Origin of the sequence: Burkholderia sp. Ac-20353 (assembly GCF_017104785.1) — a bacterium.
Classification (GTDB): Bacteria; Pseudomonadota; Gammaproteobacteria; order Burkholderiales; family Burkholderiaceae; genus Burkholderia.
In genome coordinates this window covers 1-22,530 of sequence record NZ_JAAGPL010000042.1, presented here as the reverse complement: position 1 = coordinate 22,530, position 22,530 = coordinate 1, and the positions used below count along the sequence as shown (strand labels likewise).

The 22,530-nt window shown below is 67.0% G+C and carries 20 protein-coding genes, 1 tRNA gene and 1 riboswitch; of the genes, 7 read left to right on the top strand and 14 right to left on the bottom strand.

Going from position 1 to position 22,530, the window contains the following annotated elements; genetic code table 11:
• Positions 1-25 precede the first annotated feature (25 nt).
• Together G3N94_RS14990 and G3N94_RS14985 are read right to left on the bottom strand one after the other, a co-directional pair.
• Positions 26-1,171 (bottom strand): porin, encoded by a 1,146-nt coding sequence (locus tag G3N94_RS14990; protein ID WP_205793255.1) that lies wholly within the window; start codon positions 1,169-1,171, stop codon positions 26-28.
• A gap of 505 nt (positions 1,172-1,676) precedes the next feature.
• A complete protein-coding gene (locus G3N94_RS14985) occupies positions 1,677-1,943 on the bottom strand; it encodes a hypothetical protein (protein ID WP_205793253.1) in 267 nt (88 codons plus the stop codon).
• Between the two features lie 396 nt (positions 1,944-2,339).
• Between G3N94_RS14985 and G3N94_RS14980 the strand changes: the two genes are divergently transcribed.
• Positions 2,340-2,543 carry a cold-shock protein gene (locus G3N94_RS14980; RefSeq protein ID WP_205793251.1) on the top strand — a complete coding sequence of 68 codons (204 nt, stop codon included), beginning with the start codon at positions 2,340-2,342 and terminating at the stop codon, positions 2,541-2,543.
• Between the two features lie 147 nt (positions 2,544-2,690).
• Positions 2,691-3,857, top strand: coding sequence for an exonuclease domain-containing protein (locus G3N94_RS14975; RefSeq protein ID WP_205793250.1), 1,167 nt, complete (start codon positions 2,691-2,693; stop codon positions 3,855-3,857).
• Between the two features lie 39 nt (positions 3,858-3,896).
• Here G3N94_RS14975 and G3N94_RS14970 read toward each other — a convergent pair whose 3' ends face one another.
• Entirely contained in the window at positions 3,897-4,490 is a 594-nt protein-coding gene (locus G3N94_RS14970; RefSeq protein ID WP_205793249.1) for a chorismate mutase, read from the bottom strand.
• Positions 4,491-4,714: 224 nt separating this feature from the next.
• A complete protein-coding gene (locus G3N94_RS14965) occupies positions 4,715-4,861 on the bottom strand; it encodes a hypothetical protein (protein ID WP_185732276.1) in 147 nt (48 codons plus the stop codon).
• A 198-nt stretch (positions 4,862-5,059) separates the two neighbouring features.
• Here G3N94_RS14965 and G3N94_RS14960 point away from each other — a divergent pair, with 198 nt between their 5' ends.
• From G3N94_RS14960 to G3N94_RS14945, 4 genes are all read left to right on the top strand, one after another.
• Entirely contained in the window at positions 5,060-5,449 is a 390-nt protein-coding gene (locus tag G3N94_RS14960) for a DUF2946 domain-containing protein (RefSeq protein WP_205793248.1), read from the top strand.
• 122 nt (positions 5,450-5,571) lie between these two features.
• Positions 5,572-7,935: a TonB-dependent receptor gene (locus G3N94_RS14955; protein WP_205793247.1), complete on the top strand. Its 2,364-nt coding sequence runs from the start codon at positions 5,572-5,574 to the stop codon at positions 7,933-7,935.
• Positions 7,923-9,182 carry a sialidase family protein gene (locus G3N94_RS14950; protein ID WP_205793246.1) on the top strand — a complete coding sequence of 420 codons (1,260 nt, stop codon included), beginning with the start codon at positions 7,923-7,925 and terminating at the stop codon, positions 9,180-9,182. Before G3N94_RS14955 ends, G3N94_RS14950 begins: the two co-directional genes overlap by 13 nt.
• Positions 9,179-9,661 (top strand): TlpA family protein disulfide reductase, encoded by a 483-nt coding sequence (locus G3N94_RS14945; RefSeq protein ID WP_205793245.1) that lies wholly within the window; start codon positions 9,179-9,181, stop codon positions 9,659-9,661. The genes G3N94_RS14950 and G3N94_RS14945 overlap by 4 nt, the downstream gene beginning before the upstream one ends.
• A gap of 42 nt (positions 9,662-9,703) precedes the next feature.
• Here G3N94_RS14945 and G3N94_RS14940 read toward each other — a convergent pair whose 3' ends face one another.
• The 4 genes from G3N94_RS14940 to pepN all read right to left on the bottom strand — a co-directional run bounded on the left by G3N94_RS14940 (position 9,704) and on the right by pepN (position 14,805).
• Positions 9,704-9,958 carry a GlsB/YeaQ/YmgE family stress response membrane protein gene (locus G3N94_RS14940; RefSeq protein WP_205793244.1) on the bottom strand — a complete coding sequence of 85 codons (255 nt, stop codon included), beginning with the start codon at positions 9,956-9,958 and terminating at the stop codon, positions 9,704-9,706.
• Positions 9,959-10,631: 673 nt separating this feature from the next.
• A tRNA-Thr gene (locus G3N94_RS14935) sits at positions 10,632-10,707 on the bottom strand.
• A 206-nt stretch (positions 10,708-10,913) separates the two neighbouring features.
• Positions 10,914-11,933: a class 1 fructose-bisphosphatase gene (locus G3N94_RS14930; RefSeq protein ID WP_205793242.1), complete on the bottom strand. Its 1,020-nt coding sequence runs from the start codon at positions 11,931-11,933 to the stop codon at positions 10,914-10,916.
• 181 nt (positions 11,934-12,114) lie between these two features.
• Entirely contained in the window at positions 12,115-14,805 is a 2,691-nt protein-coding gene (pepN, locus tag G3N94_RS14925; protein ID WP_205793240.1) for an aminopeptidase N, read from the bottom strand.
• A gap of 186 nt (positions 14,806-14,991) precedes the next feature.
• On the opposite strand from pepN, the gene G3N94_RS14920 reads away from it, so the two are divergent.
• The gene (locus G3N94_RS14920; protein WP_205793239.1) at positions 14,992-15,687 is read left to right on the top strand and encodes a DUF4136 domain-containing protein; all 696 of its coding nucleotides are present in this window, start codon (positions 14,992-14,994) and stop codon (positions 15,685-15,687) included.
• Positions 15,688-15,794: 107 nt separating this feature from the next.
• Here G3N94_RS14920 and G3N94_RS14915 read toward each other — a convergent pair whose 3' ends face one another.
• The 6 genes from G3N94_RS14915 to G3N94_RS14890 all read right to left on the bottom strand — a co-directional run.
• Complete coding sequence (locus G3N94_RS14915; RefSeq protein ID WP_205793238.1) at positions 15,795-16,367, bottom strand: TMEM165/GDT1 family protein; 573 nt, start codon at positions 16,365-16,367, stop codon at positions 15,795-15,797.
• A 42-nt stretch (positions 16,368-16,409) separates the two neighbouring features.
• Positions 16,410-16,585, bottom strand: a riboswitch (yybP-ykoY riboswitch).
• Positions 16,586-16,696: 111 nt separating this feature from the next.
• Complete coding sequence (gene guaD / locus G3N94_RS14910) at positions 16,697-18,010, bottom strand: guanine deaminase (protein WP_205793237.1); 1,314 nt, start codon at positions 18,008-18,010, stop codon at positions 16,697-16,699.
• A 144-nt stretch (positions 18,011-18,154) separates the two neighbouring features.
• The gene (locus G3N94_RS14905; protein WP_205793236.1) at positions 18,155-19,189 is read right to left on the bottom strand and encodes an adenosine deaminase; all 1,035 of its coding nucleotides are present in this window, start codon (positions 19,187-19,189) and stop codon (positions 18,155-18,157) included.
• Positions 19,190-19,207: 18 nt separating this feature from the next.
• On the bottom strand, positions 19,208-20,212 hold the full coding sequence (xdhC, locus tag G3N94_RS14900; RefSeq protein WP_205793235.1) for a xanthine dehydrogenase accessory protein XdhC: 1,005 nt from the start codon (positions 20,210-20,212) through the stop codon (positions 19,208-19,210).
• A 785-nt stretch (positions 20,213-20,997) separates the two neighbouring features.
• Positions 20,998-21,510 (bottom strand): disulfide bond formation protein B, encoded by a 513-nt coding sequence (locus G3N94_RS14895; protein ID WP_205793234.1) that lies wholly within the window; start codon positions 21,508-21,510, stop codon positions 20,998-21,000.
• 135 nt (positions 21,511-21,645) lie between these two features.
• Positions 21,646-22,530, bottom strand: an 885-nt coding sequence (locus G3N94_RS14890) for an amidase (protein ID WP_241021861.1), incomplete at its 5' end; no start/stop codon positions are given.

The following is a 22,530-nucleotide window of genomic DNA, read 5'->3' as shown; positions in this document are numbered from 1 at the left end:
TATTGCAGGCGCGAGCGCGCAAGGTTCAGAAGCGATGGCGCAGGCCTGCCGTCACCGCGAGCTGCTTGTTGGTCGACGACGCGGTGCCGAGGCCGTTGATGTTCGCGTTCACGTTCAGACCGTCCGCGTTGACCTTCTGGAATTCGCCCTGCAAGTACACGTCGGTGCGCTTCGACAGCGAATAGTCGGCCTGCAGGTTGAACTGGTGCCAGCTCGGCGTCTGGCCGACGATGCGGCCGTCGGTGTACGTATACGACCCGGCGAGCGACAGCGCCGGCGTCAGCGCGTAGCGGCCGTTGAGTTCGTAGTTGTTGAAGCGGGTGCTGCCCGACAGGCCCGTAATGCCGCCCGTCACGCCTGACGCCGCGGCACTGATCGCGCGGCTGTCGGTCAGGCGCGTCTGCGTGAACACGAAGCCGGCCGTCGCGGGCCCGAACGTGTAGTTCAGGGCGGCGCCCCATGTGCGCTGACGGCTGGCCGCGAAGGTCCAGTCGCCCGTGACCGCGCCGGGATCGGCAACCGCCTGCGACAGCGCGTTCACGTTGTTGTTCAGCTGCAGGTACGCGGCCGCAAAGTTGAAGCCCATGTAGCTGTACGACGCGCCGACGCTGTACGCGCGGTTGTTCGAGAAGGCCGTCGAGTTCGAGAAGCCGTACAGCGCACCGAATTTCAGGCCGCTGTAATCCGCGCTCTGGTACTTGACCGAGTTGTTGATCCGGAACGAGTTGTTCAGGTTGTCGTTGTCGAACGGGTGCGCGAACTGGGTGCCGCCGAACTGCGTGCCGGTCAGCGACAGCGGGCCGAGATAGTCGACGACGCTGTCGTACTGGCGGCCGAGCGTGAGCGAACCGTAGGTATCGTGGGCGAGGCCGACGAAGGCCTGGCGGCCGAATTCCCGGCCGTTCTGCTTCAGCGTGCCGTTGTTGATGCCGAAGCCGTTTTCGAGGACGAAGATTGCTTTCAGGCCGCCGCCGAGATCCTCGGCGCCGCGCAGGCCCCAACGGCTACCGTTGACCGAGCCGCTCGTTTCCTGCCACGCGCTGTGGCCACCCTGGTTGTTCGTGTAGGTGATGCCGGCGTCGATCAGCCCGTACAGCGTGACGCTGCTCTGTGCATGCGCGGCGGTTGCGAACACGCCCGACAATGCCGCGACGATCAGTGTCCGTTTCATTGATCTGTCTCCAAACAGGATGATGGCTATCGAACCTGCTGCTGGCACCGGCGAGTGCGTGCGGTGATTGCGCTGACGCCGGGCGGGCGGACGCCCGCGTTTCCTCGGGATTCATCTGCAGTGTAGGGAGCGGCTCGGAGCGGCAAGAAAGCCAATTTCAACAATAGTCCATTTTGGCTGCCGCAATGATAGTCGGGCGGCCGGGAAGCCCTGTCGGTCAAGGACTTCCGGCGATGCACCGAGCACTTGGGCGATGTGGCACGCGCGACGGACGTTGCGCGATCGCGACAGGCGGTTATCGGCTGACTCCGGAGGCACTAACGCGATTATTGCCACGGCGGCAATAGAGGTTTGTGTGGAGCATGGATAATGAAAGGATGTTATGTCGCTATACTGCAGTCTCTGCTTTCCGAAGCAGACTTTTTCGTTGACGGAAAAGATCTCCAAACCTTTGTCGGCGCGACCTTCCAGTCGCGCTTTTTTTTTTGCGCCGCGTTTTCGCTTCCTATTGCTCGTACCAGCGGCGCCGGCGCTTGGCCGGCGGCAGCGCTTCCTTGGTCTCGGCGGGCGGCGGCGCGCTCGACCAGTCTTCCATCACGTAATGGCGCGCGTCGAGTGGCGACGACAGCAGGTTCTGCCAGTGGTCGCCATGCCAGGTCGTGTCGAATTCGGCGTCGCAGGGTGTTTCGCGGGCAGCGTCGGCAAGCGCGCGGGACTTGCGGTGCACGCGCCCGAGCCGGCTCGCGAAGCGCTTGATACCGTCCAGCCACATGGCTCTCTCCCTCACCGTGCGTGTCGACTCAGGATCGCAATGGCATGCGAATTCCGCAACTCGGAAAAATACTGAGGATTTTTTCGGTGTGATGCGTTTCCGGTAGGTTTTTCGCGGGCCGGATTATTTCGGAGGCGACCCCGGTAACAATGACAGGTTTTTGGCGGAAATCGATTAATTGAAAAGGATCGGGGACCGATTCCAGTGACATTGGCGATTTTTTGATAAAACATTCACCAAAAATCTTCTTGACGCACTCGGATTGTCCAATTTATAAAGTCAGCACTCCGTCCTCGGGCGGTGCGCCACTGGCATGCTTTGGCGCGATGCTTCGGGATTTCGGGAAACGGCTATAACAAGTAGCTTTTTTGATCAAATCGAGTGGGGAGCGAAGGTATGGATACCGGTATCGTGAAATGGTTTAACGATGCTAAAGGTTTCGGTTTCATTACGTCGGACAATGGCGGCGAAGATCTGTTTGCGCACTTTTCCGAAATCAAGATGGACGGCTTCAAGACGCTGAAGGAAAATCAGCGGGTTTCGTTCGATGTGAAAATCGGGCCGAAAGGGAAGCAGGCGGCAAATATCCAGGCGGTCTGACGCGCGCTCCGTTGCCGATCACGTCCGAGCCCCCGCGATGCGGGGGTTTTTTGCTTTGAGCGGCAGATCATTCTGCGATCGGTTCGTGCTGGCCGTCGACGCGCATGCCGGTGCATACTCACGGAAGCGCCGTTTCCCAGTCCTTTCATGTCCGATTCCCGCCTGCCTGATCCCGCCCGCGACCTTCCGCTCGTTTTCGTCGACCTCGAGACCACTGGCGGTTCGTCCGCCGAGCATCGCATCACTGAAATCGGTGTCGTCGAGATCGGCCCGCATGGCGTGTCGACGTGGACGTCGCTCGTCAATCCCGGTCAGCCGATTCCGCCATTCATTCAGCAGCTGACGGGCATCTCCGATGCGATGGTGCGCGATGCCCCGTCGTTTGCATCGCTTGCGCCCGCATTGTTCGAGCGGCTCGACGGCAAGCTGTTCGTCGCGCACAACGCGAGCTTCGACCGTGGCTTCCTGCGCGCCGAATTCGAGCGCGCGGGTTTCGCATTCAATCCCGATGTGTTGTGCACCGTGCGGCTGTCGCGCGCGCTGTTCCCGCGCGAGTCGCGTCACGGGCTCGACGCGCTGGTCGAGCGGCATGGCCTCGTGCCGTCCGCACGGCATCGCGCGCTCGCGGACGCCGACCTGCTCTGGCAGTTCTGGCGCTTGTTGCATGACATCGTGCCGCTCGAGCGCTTGCGCGACCAGATCGCGCGCACGACGCGGTATTTCCGCCTCGCCGGCGGGATCACTGAAGCGTGGCTCGACACCGCGCCGGCGGGATGCGGTGCCTATGCGCTGTTCGGTGAGGACGATGCGCCGCTGTATGTCGGGCGCAGCGTACGCGTGCGGCAACGGTTGCGCTCGCTGCTGACCGGCGAGCGGCGTTCGTCGAAGGAAATGCGCCTCGCACAGCAGGTGCGGCGCATCGAATGGCGGGAGACCGGCAACGAACTTGGCTCGATGCTCACCGAAGCGCAGTGGATTGCGCGCTTGCGGCCTGCATTCAATCGTCGTCCGGCGGCGGACGCGGCGCGCGCCGGCGCGCAGGCACCGTGGCCGTTCGACGGCGCGGTGGCGTTCGAAGCGCACGGCGAGCGGGCGCTGTTCCATGTGATCGACGGCTGGCGCTATCTCGGCGTGGCGGAGTCGCTCGAGGCGGCCGCGCGGCTCGCCGCCGGCGAAGCGGCAGGTGAATCGGCAGGTGAATCGGCAGGTGAATCGGCGGGCGAGTTCGAGCCGTTCACCTATCGTCTGCTGCAGACGCACCTGTCGCGCGGGCTGCAACTGATCCCGCTCGCGGTGCTCGCGCCTGCGGGCTGACTGGCTCACCGGCTACCGGCTGACCGGTGCGAGTCAGCGTCAGCCGATCGCGCTCGCGCCGCCTGCCGCGCACACATGCGACAACGCGGTGCCGAGCGCCTGCGCCTGGCCTGCGTCATAGCGCGTCAACGATTTCCAGTTCGCGATGCTGCGCGCGAGCCGCGCCTGGCAGTCGGGAGCCGCGCGCAGCGGTTCGACCTGTGCAAGCCCCGTGAGCATCGCCTGCGTCAGCCGGTCGAGCTTCGGGCGAGTGCTCGTCGCGAGATCGGGCGGCGCGCCTTCCGGTGGTCGGGTCGCGCGCCACGCAGCAAACAGCGCGTTCTGCACGTCCTTGCTTGCCGCGATCTGGTCCTCGAAGAAGGTCCGCGCGAATGCCGGATCGACGCCGGCCCGCGCCGCACGCTGCTCGACCGAAGCGAGCAGTTCCGCTTCGCGCGCAGGATCCTCGATCGGCTTGTGATTCGCCCATTTCCAGCGCGCCACCGGTTCGGCGAGCGCGAGCCGCTGCGAAGCGAGCGCGACGAGGTTGGTCAGGGCCGTATCGTCGCCATCGGCATGGACGACCAGCGGTGCGGAGAAGAGGGCGATGCCGAGCGCTACCGCCGCAAGGCCGGCGCGAATGGAATGCTTCATCGGGACGATCGGGAGCCGGACGGGCCGAAAGTGGAAAAACAGAAGAATAGACGAAGACAGTCGCGCGGCGTGGCGACGCGACAGGAGAATCAGCGGACGAGCCGATCCGGCACCGTCAGGCCATTGCGACCCGGGTGCGAGGCGAACTGCGGCAAATGCGCAGCGATGATGTACCGCACGGTTTCGAGCGTCGACACGCGGCGGTTACTGAGCGGAATGCCCGTTCACTTCGGCGAATACAGCTTGTGCTGTTCGTCGAAGAACGCCCGCACGTGGTCGGGCAACTCGGCGAGGAATTCCACGCCAACGGGTTCCGGATCCGGGCTCATCACTTGGTCCGGGGGCGGCATGCGAAGCGGCTTTTCGTCCATGATCGTTTCTCCAGCAGGTCCAATAATTATCAGCCTCGCGCTCGAATTTATGCCAGAAACGAATCGTTAGATTTTGTCTCTGTTGTATTAACGGCACATGCGTTCCGGCGCGCAATGTGATCCCGATCATTACTGTCTGCAGAATCGGCAACAATCCCGGCCCTTGTTATACTTGCGCGCACTTTTTCCTGGACCCCGATGAAACGAACGACGCGATGGATCGGCCTCGTCTGGCTGGCGCTGGTACTGAACGTACTGTCGCCCGTCATCGGCTATGCGCGTGTTGCGTCGAGCGGCTCCGGAGAGCTCACGCTCGAGTTGTGCAGTGCCGCGGGCGCACGTCACGTCGTGCTCACGCAGGCCGCCGACGATCACGACAATTCGTCGTTCGATCACTCGGGCGTGCCGCACTGCGTGTACTGTCCCGGCTTCGCGGCGAACGTCGCGCTCGGCGCGAGCCTGCCTGCGATGCCGGGCTTCGTGCGGACCTTCGCAATCCGCACGCCGGCACCGTCCGTTCCTGTCTTTGTGCGCAACGGCATTCGCCTTGCCCAGCCGCGCGCCCCACCTGAAACCGTCTCGATCTGATTTCGCGCGCGCCTGACGGCGCGCATCCGCCCGCGTGGCAGGCTGCGCGCGGCGCGCCCGTGTCGGCGCGTCGCGCCGACCGGCAGCGGGCGGTGTTCGATCACGTTTTCAGGAAATCATCCATGTCGTTCACCGTTGCCGCGCGATCGTCGCGCGGCCCGCTCGCGCTTGCCTGCGCGACCGCATTCGCTTGGCCTGCCGCGTACGCGGCGCAACCGGACGCCACGCGCGTCGATCCCGCACGTGAACCCGCCACGGACGCGCGTCGCCCATCCGCCGCGGCGCCTGCCGTCACGACGGCCGGGCCGGCCGCGGCCGGCGATATGCTGAGCGCCGTCAGCGTGACCGCGCAACGGCAGCCGGTCGATCCCGACACGCCGGCCGTCGTCGAGTCGATCACGCGCGAGCGCATCGACGCGCACACCAACGTCAACACCGAGGACGCGCTGAAGTACGCGCCGAACCTGATGGTGCGCAAGCGCTACATCGGCGACCGCAACGCGGTGTTCGCGGGCCGCGACTTCAACGAGCTGCAGAGCGCGCGCGGGCTCGTCTACGCCGACGGCCTGCTGCTGTCGAACCTGCTCGGCTCGAGCTACGCGTATCCGCCGCGCTGGTCGCTGATTCCGCCGGACGACATCGCGCGGGTCGACGTGCTGTACGGCCCGTTTTCCGCGCTGTATCCCGGCAACGCGATCGGCTCGACCGTGCTGCTCACGACGCGCCGGCCCGACAAGCTCGAAGCGTCGCTGTCGACGCAGTTCTTCACGCAGCGTTATCACGACGGCTACGGGTTCGCCGACAGCTTCGGCGGCAACCACCAGACCGCGCGGATCGCGAACCGTGTCGGCCGCTTCTGGTTCGCGCTGTCGCTCGACCGGCTCGAGAACAACGGGCAGCCGATGCAGTACGCGAGCCCGACTGCGGCATACAACCCGAAGCTCGGCGCCGCGGTGCCGGTGACGGGCGCGGCGACCGACATCGGGCCGAACGGCAAGCCGCGCACGATCGTTGGCGCGCAGTCGCTCGAACGCACCGAGCAGATCAACGAGACCGTGCGGATGGGGTACGCGTTCACGGACCACGTCGACGCAACACTCACGCTCGGCCACTGGGAGAACCATTACCGGCAGCACGGCGAGACGTTCCTGCGCGACGCGGCGGGTAATCCCGTGTACGGCGGCAACGTGTCGATCGGCGGGCAGAACATGACGGTCGCGCCGAATGCGTTCGCGCCGCAGCGCGGCGACCAGGAGAACTGGCTGTACGCGCTCGGACTGAACGCGCGGCTCGATTCCGGCTGGCGGCTGTCGGGCGTCGTGTCCGCGTACGACGTGTCGCGCGACGTGCAGCGCGCGGCGTCGACCGCGCAGGGCGGCGCGGGCACGCTGTTCCAGGGCGACGGCACCGGCTGGCGCACGCTCGACCTGAAGGCGGAGGCGCCCGACGTGAAGGGGCACACGTTCACGTTCGGCTACCACTACGACAACTACTTCCTGCGCAACGTCACGTACAACACGGCCGACTGGCTGGCCGGGCCGACGACGTCGCTCGCGAGCGTCTACCGCGGCGACACGCGCACGCAGGCGCTGTTCGCGCAGGACGCGTGGCGCTTCGCGCCGGGCTGGCTCGCGACGCTCGGCCTGCGCTACGAGCGCTGGGATGCGTACGGCGGCACGCTCGGCAACGCGAACGGCACGCTCGGCTATGCGGATCGCGGCGCGAACGCGCTGTCGCCGAAGGTCGCGCTGCAGTGGGATGCGACGGACGTCTGGCGCTTCCGCCTGTCGTTCGCGACCGGCACGCGCTTCCCGACGGTCGGCGAACTGTTCCAGGGCACGATCTCGAACAACGCGATCGTCAACAACAACCCGGGCCTGAAACCCGAAAAGGCGATCGACTGGGACTTCACGGCCGAGCGCGACGTCGGGGTCGGCGTCGTGCGTGCGAGCGTGTTCCAGAGCGACCTGCGCGATTCGATCTACAGCCAGACGACGGTGTCCGGTGCGTCGACGATCACGAACATCTCGAACGTCGACCGCGTTCGCGTGCGTGGCGTCGAGCTCGCGTTCAGCGGGCAGAACGTCGGGCTGAAGGGGCTCGACGTCGATGCGAACGTGACGGCGAGCAACGCGCAGATCCTCGCTGACGCGGCGAACCCCGCGTACGTCGGCTCGCGCTTTCCGCGCATCCCGCGGATGCGCGCGAACCTGCTCGCGTCGTACCGGTTCGACGAGCACTGGCTCGCGAGCGTCGGCGTCCGCTATTCGGGACGCCAGTTCAACGCGCTCGACAACAGCGACGTGAATCCGGACGTCTACGGCGGCACCAGCTCGTATACGGTCGTCGACCTGAAGGCGCGCTACCGCTTCGACCGGCACTGGGTCGCGTCGGTCGGCATCGACAACCTGACGGACCGCCGCTACTACGTGTTCCACCCGTATCCGGGCCGCACGTTCTTTGGAGAATTGAAATGGTCGCTGTGAAATCTTTCGCGGCTGGATGCGCTCTGTGGCTCGCGGCCGTGTCGGCCGCCGGTGCGCATGATATGGCGCAACCCGCCGATCCGCATGCCGCGCATACGGGAATGCCGGCCGCGAGCGCGCCGCAAAAGCAGCCGCGCGCGACAGGGGCCGCGTTCGACGCGCGGCATCGGCTGTGGGTCGCGTGGGTCGAAGGGGAGCACGTCGTCGTCGCGCACTCGGACGACGCGGGCCGCACGCTGTCGGCGCCGGTCACCGTCAACGCGATGCCCGAGCCGATCTACACCAGCGCGGAGAACCGCCCGAAAGTGGCGACGAGTCCGGACGGCCGCGCGATCTATGTGTCGTGGTCGATGCCGCTCGATGCGCCCTATACGGGGATGGTGCGCTTTTCCCGCTCGCTGGATGGCGGTGCGACGTGGAGCGTGCCGATCACCGTGCATCGCGACCGGCAGATGATTACGCACCGCTTCGACATGATGGCGGTGGATCCGGCGGGCCGGATCTATCTCGCGTGGATCGACAAGCGCGACCTGAGCGCGGCGAAGGCGGCGGGGCAGGCCTACGACGGCGCGGCGGTCTACTACGCAGTGTCGCGCGACGGCGGCGCGTCGTTCGAGCCGGAACGCAAGGTGACCGATCACACGTGCGAGTGCTGCCGGATCGCGATGACGGTCGACCCGGCCGGGCGCGTCGAGGCTGCGTGGCGCAACGTGTTCCCCGGACAGATCCGCGATCACGCGCTCGCGGTGCTGCCCGCGTCGGCCGACACGCCGGTCACGCCGCTGCGCGCGACGTTTTCGAACTGGCACGTCGAGGCGTGCCCCGATCACGGCCCGGCGCTCGCGATCACGTCCGACGGCACGCGCCACCTCGCGTGGTTCGGCGTCGTCGACGGCCGCGCGGACGTGTTCTATTCGCGGATCGGCGCAAACGGCGAGCCGCTCGCCGCCGCGTGGGCCTTCGGCGCGAATCCGGCGGCGCCCGGCGAGCAGGCGTCGCATGCCGCGCTCGTCGCGCGCGGCGATGTCGTGTGGCTCGCGTGGAAGGCCTTCGACGGCGACACGATGCGGATCAAGCTGCGCCGCTCGGACGATCGCGGCGCGAACTGGTCGGCGCCGCGCGAGATCGCGTCGACGTCGGGCGCGAGCGACAACCCGCAACTGCTCGACGACGCGGGACGCATCTACCTGTCGTGGCGCACCGGCAACGATGGTTATCGGCTGATCGCGGTGGAGGGCGGGCAATGAAGCGGCTGATTCTGCTGGCGAGCATCGCGCTCTGGTGCGTGTCTGTATCGGCTGGCGCGTTGCAGCCACTGCGCGCGGCTGACGTCGCGCGGCTGTTCGACACCGCGCGTGAGCGGCCGCTCGCAATCGAGATCTGGTCGCTCGACTGCGGCTACTGTCGCGAGAACGCCGCGCATCTCGTCGCATGGCAGCGCCGTCATCCGGACGTGCAGGTCGCGATGATCGCGATGGATGCGTATGACGAGAACAGTGCGGCGATCGAGCAGGCGCTCGCGCAGATGAACCTGCCGCCGCAGGTCGCGCAGTATGCGAATGCCGATGCGATGCCGGAGCGTTTGCGCGCGGCGCTCGATGCGGGATGGCGAGGGGAAATGCCGCGCACGCTGTGGGTCGGACGCGATGGCGGGCGCGACGCACGCAGCGGGCTGCTGACGACGGATGTGCTCGACGGGTGGCTGCGCGGCAGCCGGCGTCGTTGAAGTGCCGGCGCGCGGCGGCCGTGCCGCGCGCCTGGACGAACGTCAGGTCGCTCGTTTGAACAGACGGATCACGAACAGCAGGATCACCGCGCCGATCACGGCAGTGATCACCGAACCAATGAAGCCGCTGCCGATGTGGATGCCGAGCAGCCCCGCGAGCCAGCCGCCGATGATTGCACCGACGATCCCGACGATGATGTCGACGATGAGCCCGAAGCCGCCGCCCTTGACGAGCACGCCAGCAAGCCAGCCGGCGATCGCGCCGATGATCAGCCACATTATCAAGCCATGAGTCATGTTGGTTCTCTCCTGTTGATGAATTGAGTCGACCGGTCGTCGCCCCCGCAATGTAGCGCGATAGACGGGTCGGAATCGTTAAGTAATGTTATGCACCCGGAACGGGAATATCCAAGGAAATTGTCTGCCCACGCCGACGCGTGCGTGCGTGTGTGCGCTGCGCGCCGAAATGAGTATGTAAGGATGGGCGGCGAGCCGATGCATGCTGTGAGCCGACTGTCGTCGCGCATAATGCGTCGTACTACTATCTATTTGGCGAGACCAGTGTCAGGTGGCAAGCCGGTCGCACGTCACGTGCGTCCGAGTGCGACTTCGTCTCGCGCAACGCACGCAAAGCACGCAATGCGAAGCGGCATCACGTTCTCCGGCTTCACAGCCGCTTCGGTATCCTCATCGTCGCGCAACGGGTAATCGATGCGCGATACGTTGCCGGGCTGTTTGTGGATGAGCACCGTCGAACCGGGATTCGACGACGGATCGAAGTTCGCGACGCGTTCGGTCGGATACGTCCGGCTGTCCGCTGAGGTTCGGTCGCTCGAGACGCCAGGTGCGCATGATGCCCGGTGAAGGGCGGGGTGGTGTGGAGATTGTGGTCCGCAGCGTGCGCGGTGAATATTCGGACCCGGAAAAGATAAAGGGCCGACAAGCGATTGCTTGTCAGCCCTTTGAATCTTGGTGCCGGAGATAGGAGTCGAACCTACGACCTTCGCATTACGAATGCGCTGCTCTACCAACTGAGCTACACCGGCAGCAGAGAAATGAAATTATATGGTGAAATCTGAGACCTTGGCAAGAGGTTTTGCGAAATTTTTTCAGCTTGCTGCTGCTGTTTCGCGAAACTTCTCGATCCGGCGGATTCCCCGCTTTCACTTCACCGCGATGCGACCCCGTGGAGCTGCATCGCGAGGCGCGATTGTACTTGCGTCTCGCGATGCCGTCTAGTGTTGCAGTGCAATCAGTTGCTTTCGCTTTCTGCGTGGTAGCCCGTCACGCGTTCGACTTCGTTCTTCGAACCGAGGAACACCGGCACGCGCTGGTGCAGGCCGGTCGGCTGCACTTCCATGATGCGCTGCGTGCCCGTCGTCGCGGCGCCGCCAGCCTGCTCGACGATGAACGACATCGGGTTCGCCTCGTACATCAGGCGCAGCTTGCCCGGACGATCGGGCGTGCGCTTGTCGGCCGGGTACATGAAGATGCCGCCGCGGTTCAGGATGCGGTGCACGTCGGCGACCATCGATGCGATCCAGCGCATGTTGAAGTTGTCGCCGCGCGGGCCGTCCTTGCCGGCGTTCAGTTCGTCGACGTAGCGCTTGACCGGGTCGTACCAGTGGCGCGCGTTCGATGCGTTGATCGCGTATTCGCGCGTGTCGGCCGGGATCTGCATGTTGCTTTGCGTGAGCACCCACGAGCCGACTTCGCGGTCGAGCGTGAAGCAGTTCACGCCGTTGCCGGTCGTCAGTACGAACACCGTCTGCGGGCCGTACACCGCGTAGCCGGCCGCGACCTGCTCCGTGCCGGGCTGCAGGAACGATTCCTCGGTGGCCTGCTTGCCGTCCGGGCAGCGCAGCACCGAGAAGATCGTGCCGATCGACACGTTCACGTCGATGTTCGACGAGCCGTCGAGCGGATCGAACACCAGCAGGTATTCGCCGCGCGGATAGTTCGCCGGGATCGGGAAGAACGTTTCCATTTCTTCCGACGCCATCGCGGCGAGGTTGCCGCCCCATTCGTTCGCGTCGAGCAGGATCTCGTTCGACAGGATGTCGAGCTTCTTCTGCACTTCACCCTGGACGTTTTCGCTGCCGGCGGTGCCGAGCGCTTCGCCGAGCGCGCCTTTCTGCACGTTGTAGCTGATCGCCTTGCATGCACGGGCGACGACTTCGATCAGCAGGCGGAGGTCGGCGGGGAGGTTGTTGGTCTCACGCTGCTGTTCGATCAGGAACTTGGACAGCGTGGTGCGGCGGGCAATGGACATGACAGACTCCGAAAGGCCAAAGGATCCTTGAACTGCCGCAATTTTACCCGCCGTGCCTGCCGTCCTACGGCCTTTTTTCGTCCGGTTACATGGATAAAAAGAGCGGGATAAAAAAACGGCGCCGCATCGAGCGGCGCCGGCTTTGTCGCTTGCGGCGAAGGATGAAGCGCGGACGACTGCGTTACGCGAGCGCCTTCTCGACGATTTCGCGCACGTCGCGCGACTTCGCGCCGGCCGCGACCTGTTCGAGCGCGGCCTTCATCCGGTCGCGCAGCGCGGGCGTGAAGCGGCGCCACAGTTCGAGCGAGCGTGCGAGGCGCGCGGCGACTTGCGGATTGATCGCGTCGAGCGCGAGCACCTGCTCGGCCCAGAACGCATAGCCCGAGCCGTCCGCCGCATGGAACTGCGCGGGGTTCGCCGCGCAGAAGCTGAAGATCAGCGAGCGCGCGCGGTTCGGGTTCTTCAGGTTGAACGCCGGATGCGCGAGCAGCTTGCGGACCTTGTCGAGCGTCGGATGCGCGGGCGTGCCGCGTTGCGCGGCCTGCATCGCGAACCACTTGTCGATCACGAGCGCTTCCTTCTCGAAGCGCCGGTAGAAATCGGCGAGCGCCTGGTCAGCCGGTTCGTTCGCGCCCGCGGCGGCGGCCGACAGCAGTGCGCCGAGCGCAGCCGCGCGATCGGTCATGTTGTTTGCCGCGTCGTACTGCGCGCCCGCGAGCCGCACCGCGTCGGCCGGATCCTCGAGTTCCGCGAGGTACGCGAGCGCGAGGTTCTTCAGCGCACGGCGGCCGGACGCTTCCGGCGTCGGCTCATAGACGCCCGGCGTCTGGTGGCCGTCGTACGCGGCGAGCCAGTCGGCGCGCAGCGCGGTCGCGAGCTCGCGGCGCACGAACTGGCGCGCGCGATGCACGGCGGCCGGATCGGATTCGGCCATCTGGTCGGCGAGATAGGTTTCGGACGGCAGCGTCAGCGCAAGCTCGCGGAACGCCGGCGACAGCGCGCCGTCGGTCAGCACGCGGCGGAACGCGGCGATGAAATTCTCGCCGAGCGTCAGCGGCTCGTTCTTGGCGGCGCGCGCGGCAAGCGTCAGCAGCGCACGCGTCGCGAGGCGCTGGCCCGCTTCCCAGCGGTTGAACGGATCGCTGTCGTGCGCGAGCAGGAATGCGAGATCGTCGTCGCTGTAGTCGTACTCGACGATCACCGGCGCGGAGAAGTTGCGCAACAGCGACGGCAGCGGCTGTTCCGGCACATCGACGAACGTGAAGGTCTGCTCGGCGTCGGTGAAGTCGAGCACGCGCGTCGTGCCGGCGGCGACAGCCTCGCCGTCGAGACGCAGCGGGAGGTCGCAGCCGTCGCGGCCGATCAGGCCGATCGCGAACGGAATCAGCAGCGGGCCCGTCTGCGTTTCGCGCGCGGCGGGCGACGCGTCGCCATAGCCTTGTGCGAGCGTGACCGTGTAACGGCGTGCGGCCGCGTCGTACGCGGTCTTCACCGTTACGCGCGGCGTGCCGGCCTGGCTGTACCAGCGCTCGAACTGTGCGAGGTCACGGCCGTTCGCGTCCGCCATCGCATGGCGGAAATCGTCGCAGGTGACCGCATGGCCGTCGTGGCGTTGGAAGTACAGGTCCATCCCGTCGCGGAAGCCGTCGCGGCCGAACAGCGTCTGGTACATCCGCACGACTTCCGAGCCCTTCTCGTAGACGGTCATCGTGTAGAAGTTGTTGATCTCGACGTAGCTCTCCGGGCGCACCGGATGCGCCATCGGGCCTGCATCCTCGGCGAACTGCAGCTGGCGCAGCACGCGCACGTCCTCGATGCGCTTGACCGCGCGGGCCGCCGCGTTCGTGTCGTCGCCGGCCGCCATGTCGGCCGAGAACTCCTGGTCGCGGAACACCGTCAGGCCTTCCTTCAGGCTCAGCTGGAACCAGTCGCGGCAGGTCACGCGGTTGCCGGTCCAGTTGTGGAAGTACTCGTGGCCAACCACCGATTCGATGTTCGCGAAATCGGTGTCGGTCGCCGTTTCCGGGTTCGCCAGCACGTACTTCGTGTTGAAGATGTTGAGCCCTTTGTTCTCCATCGCGCCCATGTTGAAGTCGCCGACCGCGACGATCATGAAGCGGTCGAGATCGAGCTCGAGGCCAAAGCGCTTTTCATCCCAGCGGATCGAGTGGATCAGCGAATCCATCGCGTGGCGGGTCTTGTCGAGGTCGTGCGCCTCGACCCACACCTGCAGCAGTTTTTCTTTGCCGGAGCCGGTCGTGACCTTGTCCTCGAGCGCGACGAGCTTGCCCGCGACGAGCGCGAACAGGTAGCTCGGCTTCCTGAACGGGTCTTCCCACTTCGCGAAGTGGCGGCCGTCGGGCAGGTCGCCGGCCTCGACGAGGTTGCCGTTCGATAGCAGCACCGGGTAGTCGGCCTTGTCCGCGCGCAGCGTCACCGTGTACGACGCCATCACGTCGGGGCGGTCGAGGAAGTAGGTGATGCGGCGGAAACCTTCGGCCTCGCACTGCGTGAAGAAGTTGCCGCTCGACACATACAGGCCGGACAGCGTCGTATTCTGGTCGGGCGCGCACGCGCTTTCGAGCGTCAACTCGAACGCGTCGGGCACGTTCTCGACGGTCAGCCCGTGTTCGTGCGCACGTGCGGTGCACGGTGCGCCGTTCAGCTGCGCGCCGACGAATTCGAGCACTTCGCCCATCAGCTCCAGGTGCGGGGCCGGGGCGGCGTCGGGGTTGCGGCGCACGCGCATCGTATTCCTGACGATCGTGCGGGCCGGCGCGAGGTCGAATTCGAGCGCGACGGTATCGATGAGGAAGGCCGGCGGCGTGTAGTCGGCGCGGCGGATCACGGCGGAGGAGGCGTTGTCGGACATGGTCGTCGAGGTCGGTGGAATCGGGGTAGGGCGCGCGGCGCGGGCCCGGCGAACCGGCCCATTGTACAAAGGCTTGACGCCGCGTGCCGCGCGAACTTTTTACCGGGTCGGACAGTCCGCGTATTATCGGCATCCCGTGCGTTTCGCGCGACGCGGCGGCGGGGTGACGGATTGACGAGGATGATCATGAAACGCGAACGGATTTATCGCGGTGCAGTATGGGCGGCGGCGCTGTGCGTGGCGCTGCTCGCGGGCTGCACGAGCTATGTGACGACGCAGGTTACGGCCTTCTCCGACTGGAGCGGCAGCGACGCGACACGCACCTATGCCTTCACGCGCACCGACGCGCAGAAGAACAGCATCGAGCAGTCGACCTACGAGCCTGTCGTTGCGAATGAACTGACTGCGTATGCGTTCCGCCAGGTGCCGCAGGCGAGCGCCCGCTATCTGGTCGGGCTGACGTACGGCGTCGGCAGCGATCTCGTGACGGTGCCGCAGCCCGCCTATTACGACCCGTGGTTTCCGGGGCCGTACTGGCGGCGCGGGCCGTGGGGTCCGTGGGGGCCCTGGGGTCCGATGCCGGCCGGCTACGTGAACCAGACGTACCAGGTGTTCGACTACACGCTCGGCATCCGGATCACCGAGAGGGCGACGGGCAAGGAGGTGTACAACGTGACCGCGCGCACGACCGGCGACAATGGCGCGCTGCTGTACGCGATGCCGTTCCTCGCGCGTAGCGCGCTCGCCGATTTCCCGCTCGGCAATGGCGCGGTGCGTACGGTGCGGCTGCCGGTCGACAAGCATGGCGGGCCTGCGATGCCGGCCGCCAACGAGCGCGCGGTGCCGGCCGCGCCTGCGTCCGGCGCCGCGGCTTCGAAGTAACGCAGTAACGCGGGACCAGGCGGCGAGCGGTCCGGCCGGCAGACCGGCCCTTCTTTATTGCGTGTCAGGCGCCGCGGCACCTCTGCCCGGGATGCGCGCGGCGCGGCTTACACGCCGACGCCGAACAGCGCCAGCGCGCCAAGCACGACGAACAACACGGCCGCGATGCCGTGCACGACCTTCGTCGGCAGGCGGTGCGCGAAGCGGTCGCCGAGCAGGATTGCCGGCACGTTCGCGAGCATCATGCCGAGCGTCGTGCCGGCCACGACACCGACGTAATCCTGGAAGCGCGCGGCGAGCGCGACGGTCGCGATCTGGGTCTTGTCGCCCATTTCGGCGAGGAAGAACGCGACGAAGGTCGCGCCGAACACGCCGAGCCGCGAGCGGTTCGCGTTGGCCTCGTCGGCATCGAGCTTGTCCGGCACGAGGATCCACAGCCCCATCCCGATGAACGAGAACGCGAGCGCCCAGCGCATGATCGACGGCGTGACGAGCGCGCCGAGCCATTCGCCGAGCGCGCCTGCGCAGCCGTGGTTGACGAGCGTCGCGACGAGCACGCCGAGAATGATCGGCACGGGCTTGCGGTAACGCGCAGCGAGCACGAGGGAAAGCAGTTGGGTCTTGTCGCCGATTTCTGCGAGGGCGACGGCACCAGTGGAGATCAGGAAGGCTTGGGACACGTACGGAGTTCCGCGGGCCTGTTGTTGTGCGTGCGAGCGACGATCCACCGCGCGCCGGGCCCAGATGCGGCACGCAGTGAACCATCGGTCTCGCCAGGCCTTCGGTGGCTGCGTCCGCCATGGCCAAATGGCCAAGTCTGTTGACGGACGCCCCCGTCACGATGCGCGCCGAAGGCGCGGGACATCGAGCGGAGCGGCTACTCCCCAATGAGGAGCGGATTCTAGCACGGCGCGTACGGCGCCGGAAAGCGATTCGGGCGCCGGCGTGCGGCGCGGGCCGCCCGGCCAGCCCGGTACGCAACGCGTGACGTGCGCGGGCCAGCGTGCGGTCAGGCCGCGCGGCGCGGTGCGCCGCGCTCGTGCACGCAGCGGCCGGCCGCGTAGGTCCGGTACACGGCCCGGTCGTCGCCGAGCAGCGCGAACGCGAACAGCAGCTCCTCGAGCGATTCCGCGCGCTTCGTGCGGCGCGCGAGCAGCGGCGTCGCCTGCGGATCGAGCACGACGAAGTCCGCCTCGGTGCGCGGCGCGAGCGTGCCGACGGTGTCCGCGAGGTCGAGCGCGTGCGCGGCGCCCGCGGTCGCGAGCCAGAACATCCGCGTCGCGCTCAGGTGGTGCCCCGACAGCCGCGCGACCTTGTGCGCCTCGTTCATCGTCTGCAGCATCGAGAACGACGTGCCGCCGCCGACGTCGGTCGCGAGCGCGACCGGCACGCCGTATTCGCCGGCCTTGTCGAAGTCGAACAGGCCGCTGCCGAGGAAGAAGTTCGATGTCGGGCAGTGCGCGACCACAGTGCCCGTTTCGGCCATCCGGCGGCGGTCCTCGTCGTCGAGATGGATGCAGTGGCCGTACACCGCGCGGCGGCGCAGCAGCCCGTAGTGATCGTAGATGTCGAGATAGCTGCGGTGGCCGGGGAACAGCTCGGCCGCCCATTTCACCTCGTCGACGTTCTCGGCGACGTGGCTCTGCACGAACACGTCCGGATGGCGGCGCGCGAGTTCGCCGCAGGCCTCGAGCTGCGCCTCGGTCGACGTCGGCGCGAAGCGCGGCGTGAGCGCGTACATCTGGCGGCCGTGGCCGTGCCAGCGGTTGATCAGCTCGGCGCTGTCGTCGTAGCCCGATTGCGCGGTGTCGCGCAGGAATTCGGGGCAGTTGCGGTCCATCAGCACCTTGCCCGCGATCATCCGCAGGTCGCGCGCGTCGCTCGCGGCGAAGAGGGCGTCCGCCGACTGCTTGTGCACCGTGCAGTAGACGAGTGCGCTTGTCGTCCCGCACGCGAGCAGTTCGTCGACGAAGAATTCCGCGACTTCGCGCGCATGCCCGGCGTCGCCGAACTGCCGCTCGGTCGGGAACGTGTACTTGTCGAGCCACGGCAGCAGGCCGGGGGCCGGCGACGCGATCATGTCCGTCTGCGGATAGTGGATGTGCGTATCGATGAAGCCGGGCACGATCAGCTTGTCGCGCAGATCGTGCACGAGCGCGTCGCGCGCGAGCGTCGGCGCGAGCTGCGCATGCGCGCCGGCCGCGACGACCTTGCCGTCGTCGACGATCAGCAGGCCGTCGGCCTCGTAGTGCGCGGCCTGGCCGGATTGTCCGGGGTCGCCGGTGAAGGTCAGCAACTGGGCACGGAAAGCGGTTTGCGTCATAACGTTCGTCCTGCGTTGGAAAGGAATCGGCCAGCGCCGCCCGAGCGGCGCCGGCGGTGCTGCGGCGACCTGCCGCACGTGAGGAACATGCAGCAGGGGCCTGTCATCGATCTCGGCAACGGAGCGAACGTCATCGTCGCATTCTCAGGCGGCGTGCCCGGCGTGCCAGTAAGCATCGAGACGCGCGGTCAGCGCGTCGCGTTGCGCGGCGTCGACGAACGATGCCTCGAAGCCGTTGCGGATCACGGTGTGGACTTCCGCGTCCGTCAGGCGCAGCCCCTCGACCGTGGCGAAATAGTTGTCGTTGACGTAGCCGCCGAAGTAGGCCGGATCGTCGGAGTTGATCGTCACCGCGACGCCGCGTTCGAGCAGCGACTTCAGCGTGTGCTTCGCCATGTCGTCGAACACGCACAGCTTCAGGTTCGACAGCGGACAGACCGTCAGCGGCATGCGCGTCGCGGCGAGACGCTCGACGAGCGCTTCATCCTCGATGCTGCGCACGCCATGATCGATGCGCTCGACCTTCAGCAGGTCGAGCGCTTCGAACACATACGCGGGCGGGCCTTCCTCGCCTGCATGCGCGACGAGCTTCAGGCCGAGCGCGCGCGCTTTCTCGAACACGCGCGCGAACTTGGACGGCGGATTGCCGCGCTCGGACGAGTCGAGGCCGACGCCGATTAGGCGATGTGCGTACTGCTCGAAAAGCGGCAGCGCGGCGTCGAACGTCGCGAGTGCGTCTTCTTCCGAAAGGTGGCGCAGGAAGCACAGGATCAGCCTGCTCGACAGGCCGCGCTGCTCATAGTCGGCGAGCGCGCGGTCGATGCCGGCGACGACGGTCGCGATCGGCACACCGCGCTCGGTATGCGTCTGCGGGTCGAAGAACAGCTCGGTGTGGACGACGTTGTCCGCGAGCGCACGCTCGCAGTACGCAGCCGTCATGTCGTAGAAATCCTGCTCGGTGAGCAGCACGCTCGCGCCCGCGTAGTAGATGTCGAGGAACGACTGCAAGTCGGTGAACGCATAAGCGGCGCGCAGCGCGTCGATCGTGTCGTACGCGAGCTTCACGTTGTTGCGCTTCGCAAGCGCGAAGATCAGCTCGGGTTCGAGCGAGCCTTCGATATGGATGTGCAGCTCCGCTTTCGGTGCGCGGGCGATCTTGTCTTTGAAGGTCGGGGTCATGGCGTTCTTCTTGGTCGGTCAGAGAGTAGGGGAAGCGTGCGCCGGCGCGTTTGCCTCGACAGCCTGCAGCAACTGCGCGGCCACCGAGATCGCGATCACTTCGGGCGCCTTGTCGACGATGCCTTCGACGCCGATCGGGCAGCGCATCCGCGCGAGCTGGGCCGGATCGATGCCGATCGCCGCGAGGCGATGGTCGAACTGCACGCGCTTCGCATGCGAGCCGATCATCCCGAAATACGCATAGTCGCCGCGCCGCAGGATGCGCTCGGCGAGCACGAGGTCGCGTGCGTGGTCGTGCGTCATCACGATGAAGTAGGCCTGCGGCGGCGCGTTGTCGACGGCGTCGTCCGGCGTGTCGCTGGCGTCGATCGTCAGGTTGCCGATGCCCACGAGCGTGTCCGATGGCGGGAACGGCGCGTCGCGCCGGTCGACCCAGCGCACGTGGCAAGGCAGCGTCGCGAGCACCTTGACGAGCGCGGTGCTGACGTGCCCGGCGCCGAACAGCACGACCGGGAACGCGTATGGCGCGATCGTCTCGGTCATCAGCGCCACGCCGCCGGTTTCCCACAGCAGGCAATCGGCGTGTGCGGCGGCCGGTTCCGGTTCGCTCAGCAGCGGCGCGCCCGGCGAGGGGCCGAATGATACGCTACGCACGGTCGCGGCGCCTGCCGCGACGCGTTTCGCGAGCGACATGATCCAGCCGAGATCGCCGACGTCGAGCCGCTCGAACGCGAGCACGACGGCCCCGCCGCAGCACTGGCCGAGGCTCGGGCCGAGCGCGAGCCGCTCGAGCTTGCGTGCATGGGACACATGCGCGCCGTCCTTCAGCAGGTGCCGTGCGATTTCGATCGCGCGCCATTCCAGATGACCGCCGCCGATCGTGTAGCGCGCGGTGTCGCGTGTCACGAGCATCTTGGTGCCCGCTTCGCGCGGCGCGGAGCCGTCGGTGTGCGCGACCGTCACGAGCACGGCCGCTTCGCCATGCGCGAGCAGTTGCTGGAGATCGCCGAGCCAGGGTTCCATCAGCATGCTCCCGGAAGATCGGTGCACGACGCGCGGCGCGGGCTGGCGGGCGCGGCGCAGACGCCAGTCGGGAGCGAGGCGGGCCGGGCGCTGGCGCGCGGCTTGAGCGCGGCAGTCCCGGAGCGGGACGCGGGAACGCCATGAGGGTGACGGATGCGGATGGTGTGCGTTGTCATGATGAATCCAGTCGACATTGCGGATCAGGCGCGCGTTACGCAGGGAGTCGAGACCGCCCGGCCTCGCGCACGTAGATCGCCATCCAGACGTCACGATAGCACTGTCGCGCGGCCGGAATATGGGCCGGCGTTGATTCGCGCTATCAGATGGCGATCATGTCGATCATAGGCCCGTCGCGGGACGTCGAGGGCCGGATGGCCGTGCATCGGGCCAAAATGCGGTCACGGCAGTGCTCTGCGGGGCCTGACTCGGCGGGCAGCGAGACGACGCGGCGTGCGGCACGGTGCGCGTGGAACGGCGGAATCGCGCGGCGCTGGGGTTTACGCTCGAACTACGCGGCCGGCATCGTGCGGAAGGCCGCGCGGGGCCGGCGAACGGGCGGGGAACCGAGCGCGGAACGGGCACGAAACCAGGCGCGAAAACGGGCGCGAAAACGGGCGCGAAAACGGGCGCGAAAACGGGCGGGAAAGCGGTGCTGGCCGAACGCCCCCGGTTGCATGCCGCCGGTTTGACCCGGCAGGCCCGTGCGGTCCTTGCGGCCGGGCCCGGCGCACCCGGACGGGCGGTTGCCGATCGGGCGCGGCCGGCTTTGCTTCGCGCGTCGCCGTTCAGGCCACAAGTTTGCGGCGGTTGCGCCAGAGGCTCACAGCGACCAGGACCAGGATCGCGGCGAAGCCGATCAGCGCCCAGCCGGGCAGCAGGATGCCAAAGATCGGCGGGTAGACCGTCTCGCACAGCCCCGCGACCTTGAACATGCCGGGGAACCAGTGTGCGGGCGGCAGGCTGTCGACGATCGGCTGCAGCGTATCGAAGCCGCAGCTGAAGCCGGGGTTCATCTGGATCGACAGATGCCGCGCGGCCGTGCCGACGCCGCCCGCCGCGGAGATCGCGATCAGCAGCTCAAGCAGCCAGATGCCGCGCCAGTGCCGCATCCCGGCGGCGAGGAACGCGAAGATGCCGATCGTCGCGAAGAAGTAGCGCTGGATAATGCACAGCGGGCACGGATCCTCGTTCTTCACGTACTGCAGGTAAAGCGCACCGGCAAGGAGGGCAATGCAAACCCAGCCGAGCAGCATCAGCAGGCGGCGTTCACGGCGTAGCGCAAGCAGGTAATCGTTCATGGTCGGGCGAGGTTCCTCGTTGGTCGGTCCGTTCAACAATCGCGCGATTTTAGCGCGAACGAACTGGCACGAAACTGACAGCCGCACTTGCGGCACCCCGCCGTACCCTCGATACCCGCCGCAACCCGCCGCGGGTCAGCGGATCGTCTTCAGTACCGCCTCCACCGCCTGGCCGACCGCGAGCAGTGCATCGTCGCGATGCGGCGCGGCGGCGAGCATCAGGCCGACCGGCGCCGCGTCGCGCGCATGGCACGGCAGCGACAGCGCGCACGCGTCGAGGAAATTGAACGCACTCGGGTTGCGCAGGATCAGCGCGTTGGTGCGCGCGAACGCGTCGTCGTCCGCTTCCAGTTCCGCGATACGCGGCGGCACGACCGGCACGGTCGGCGCGACGAGCGCGTCGAAGCGCGACCAGACCGTGTGCGCGGCTTCGTCGAGCATCGCGTCGCGCGCGGCGAGCAGGTCGAGATAGTCGGCTGCGCTGGCCGGCTCGCCCTTCAGGATGCGCGACAGCACGCGCGGGTCGTAGCGCTCGCGATGCCGTGCGAGCAGCGGCCGGTGCCACGCATAGGCCTCGATCGGCGAGAAGCCGAAGCGGTTGACTTCCGGCAGCCGATCGAGCGCGGCGAAGCGCACCTCGCTGACGATCGCGCCCGCGGCTTCGAGGTGCTTGAGCGCGGTGTCGAGTGCAGCGGCGACGTCGGCATCGACGCCGTCCGTCACGTAGTTCGTCAGCACGCCGAGCCGAACGCCCTCGAGCGGCCGCGCGGCGGGCACGTGCGGCTCGAGGCCCGCGAGCATCCGGTCGACGAGTGCGCAGCATGCGACCGTCAGCCCGATCGGGCCGAACGAATCGAGTGTCGTCGACAGCGGCACGCCGCCTTGCTTCGGAATCCGGCTCGCGGTCGGCTTGAAGCCCGTCAGCCCGCACAGCGCGGCCGGGATCCGGATCGAGCCGCCGGTGTCGGTGCCGAGCGCGACGGCCGCCATCCCGTCGGCGACGGACGCGGCAGCACCCGA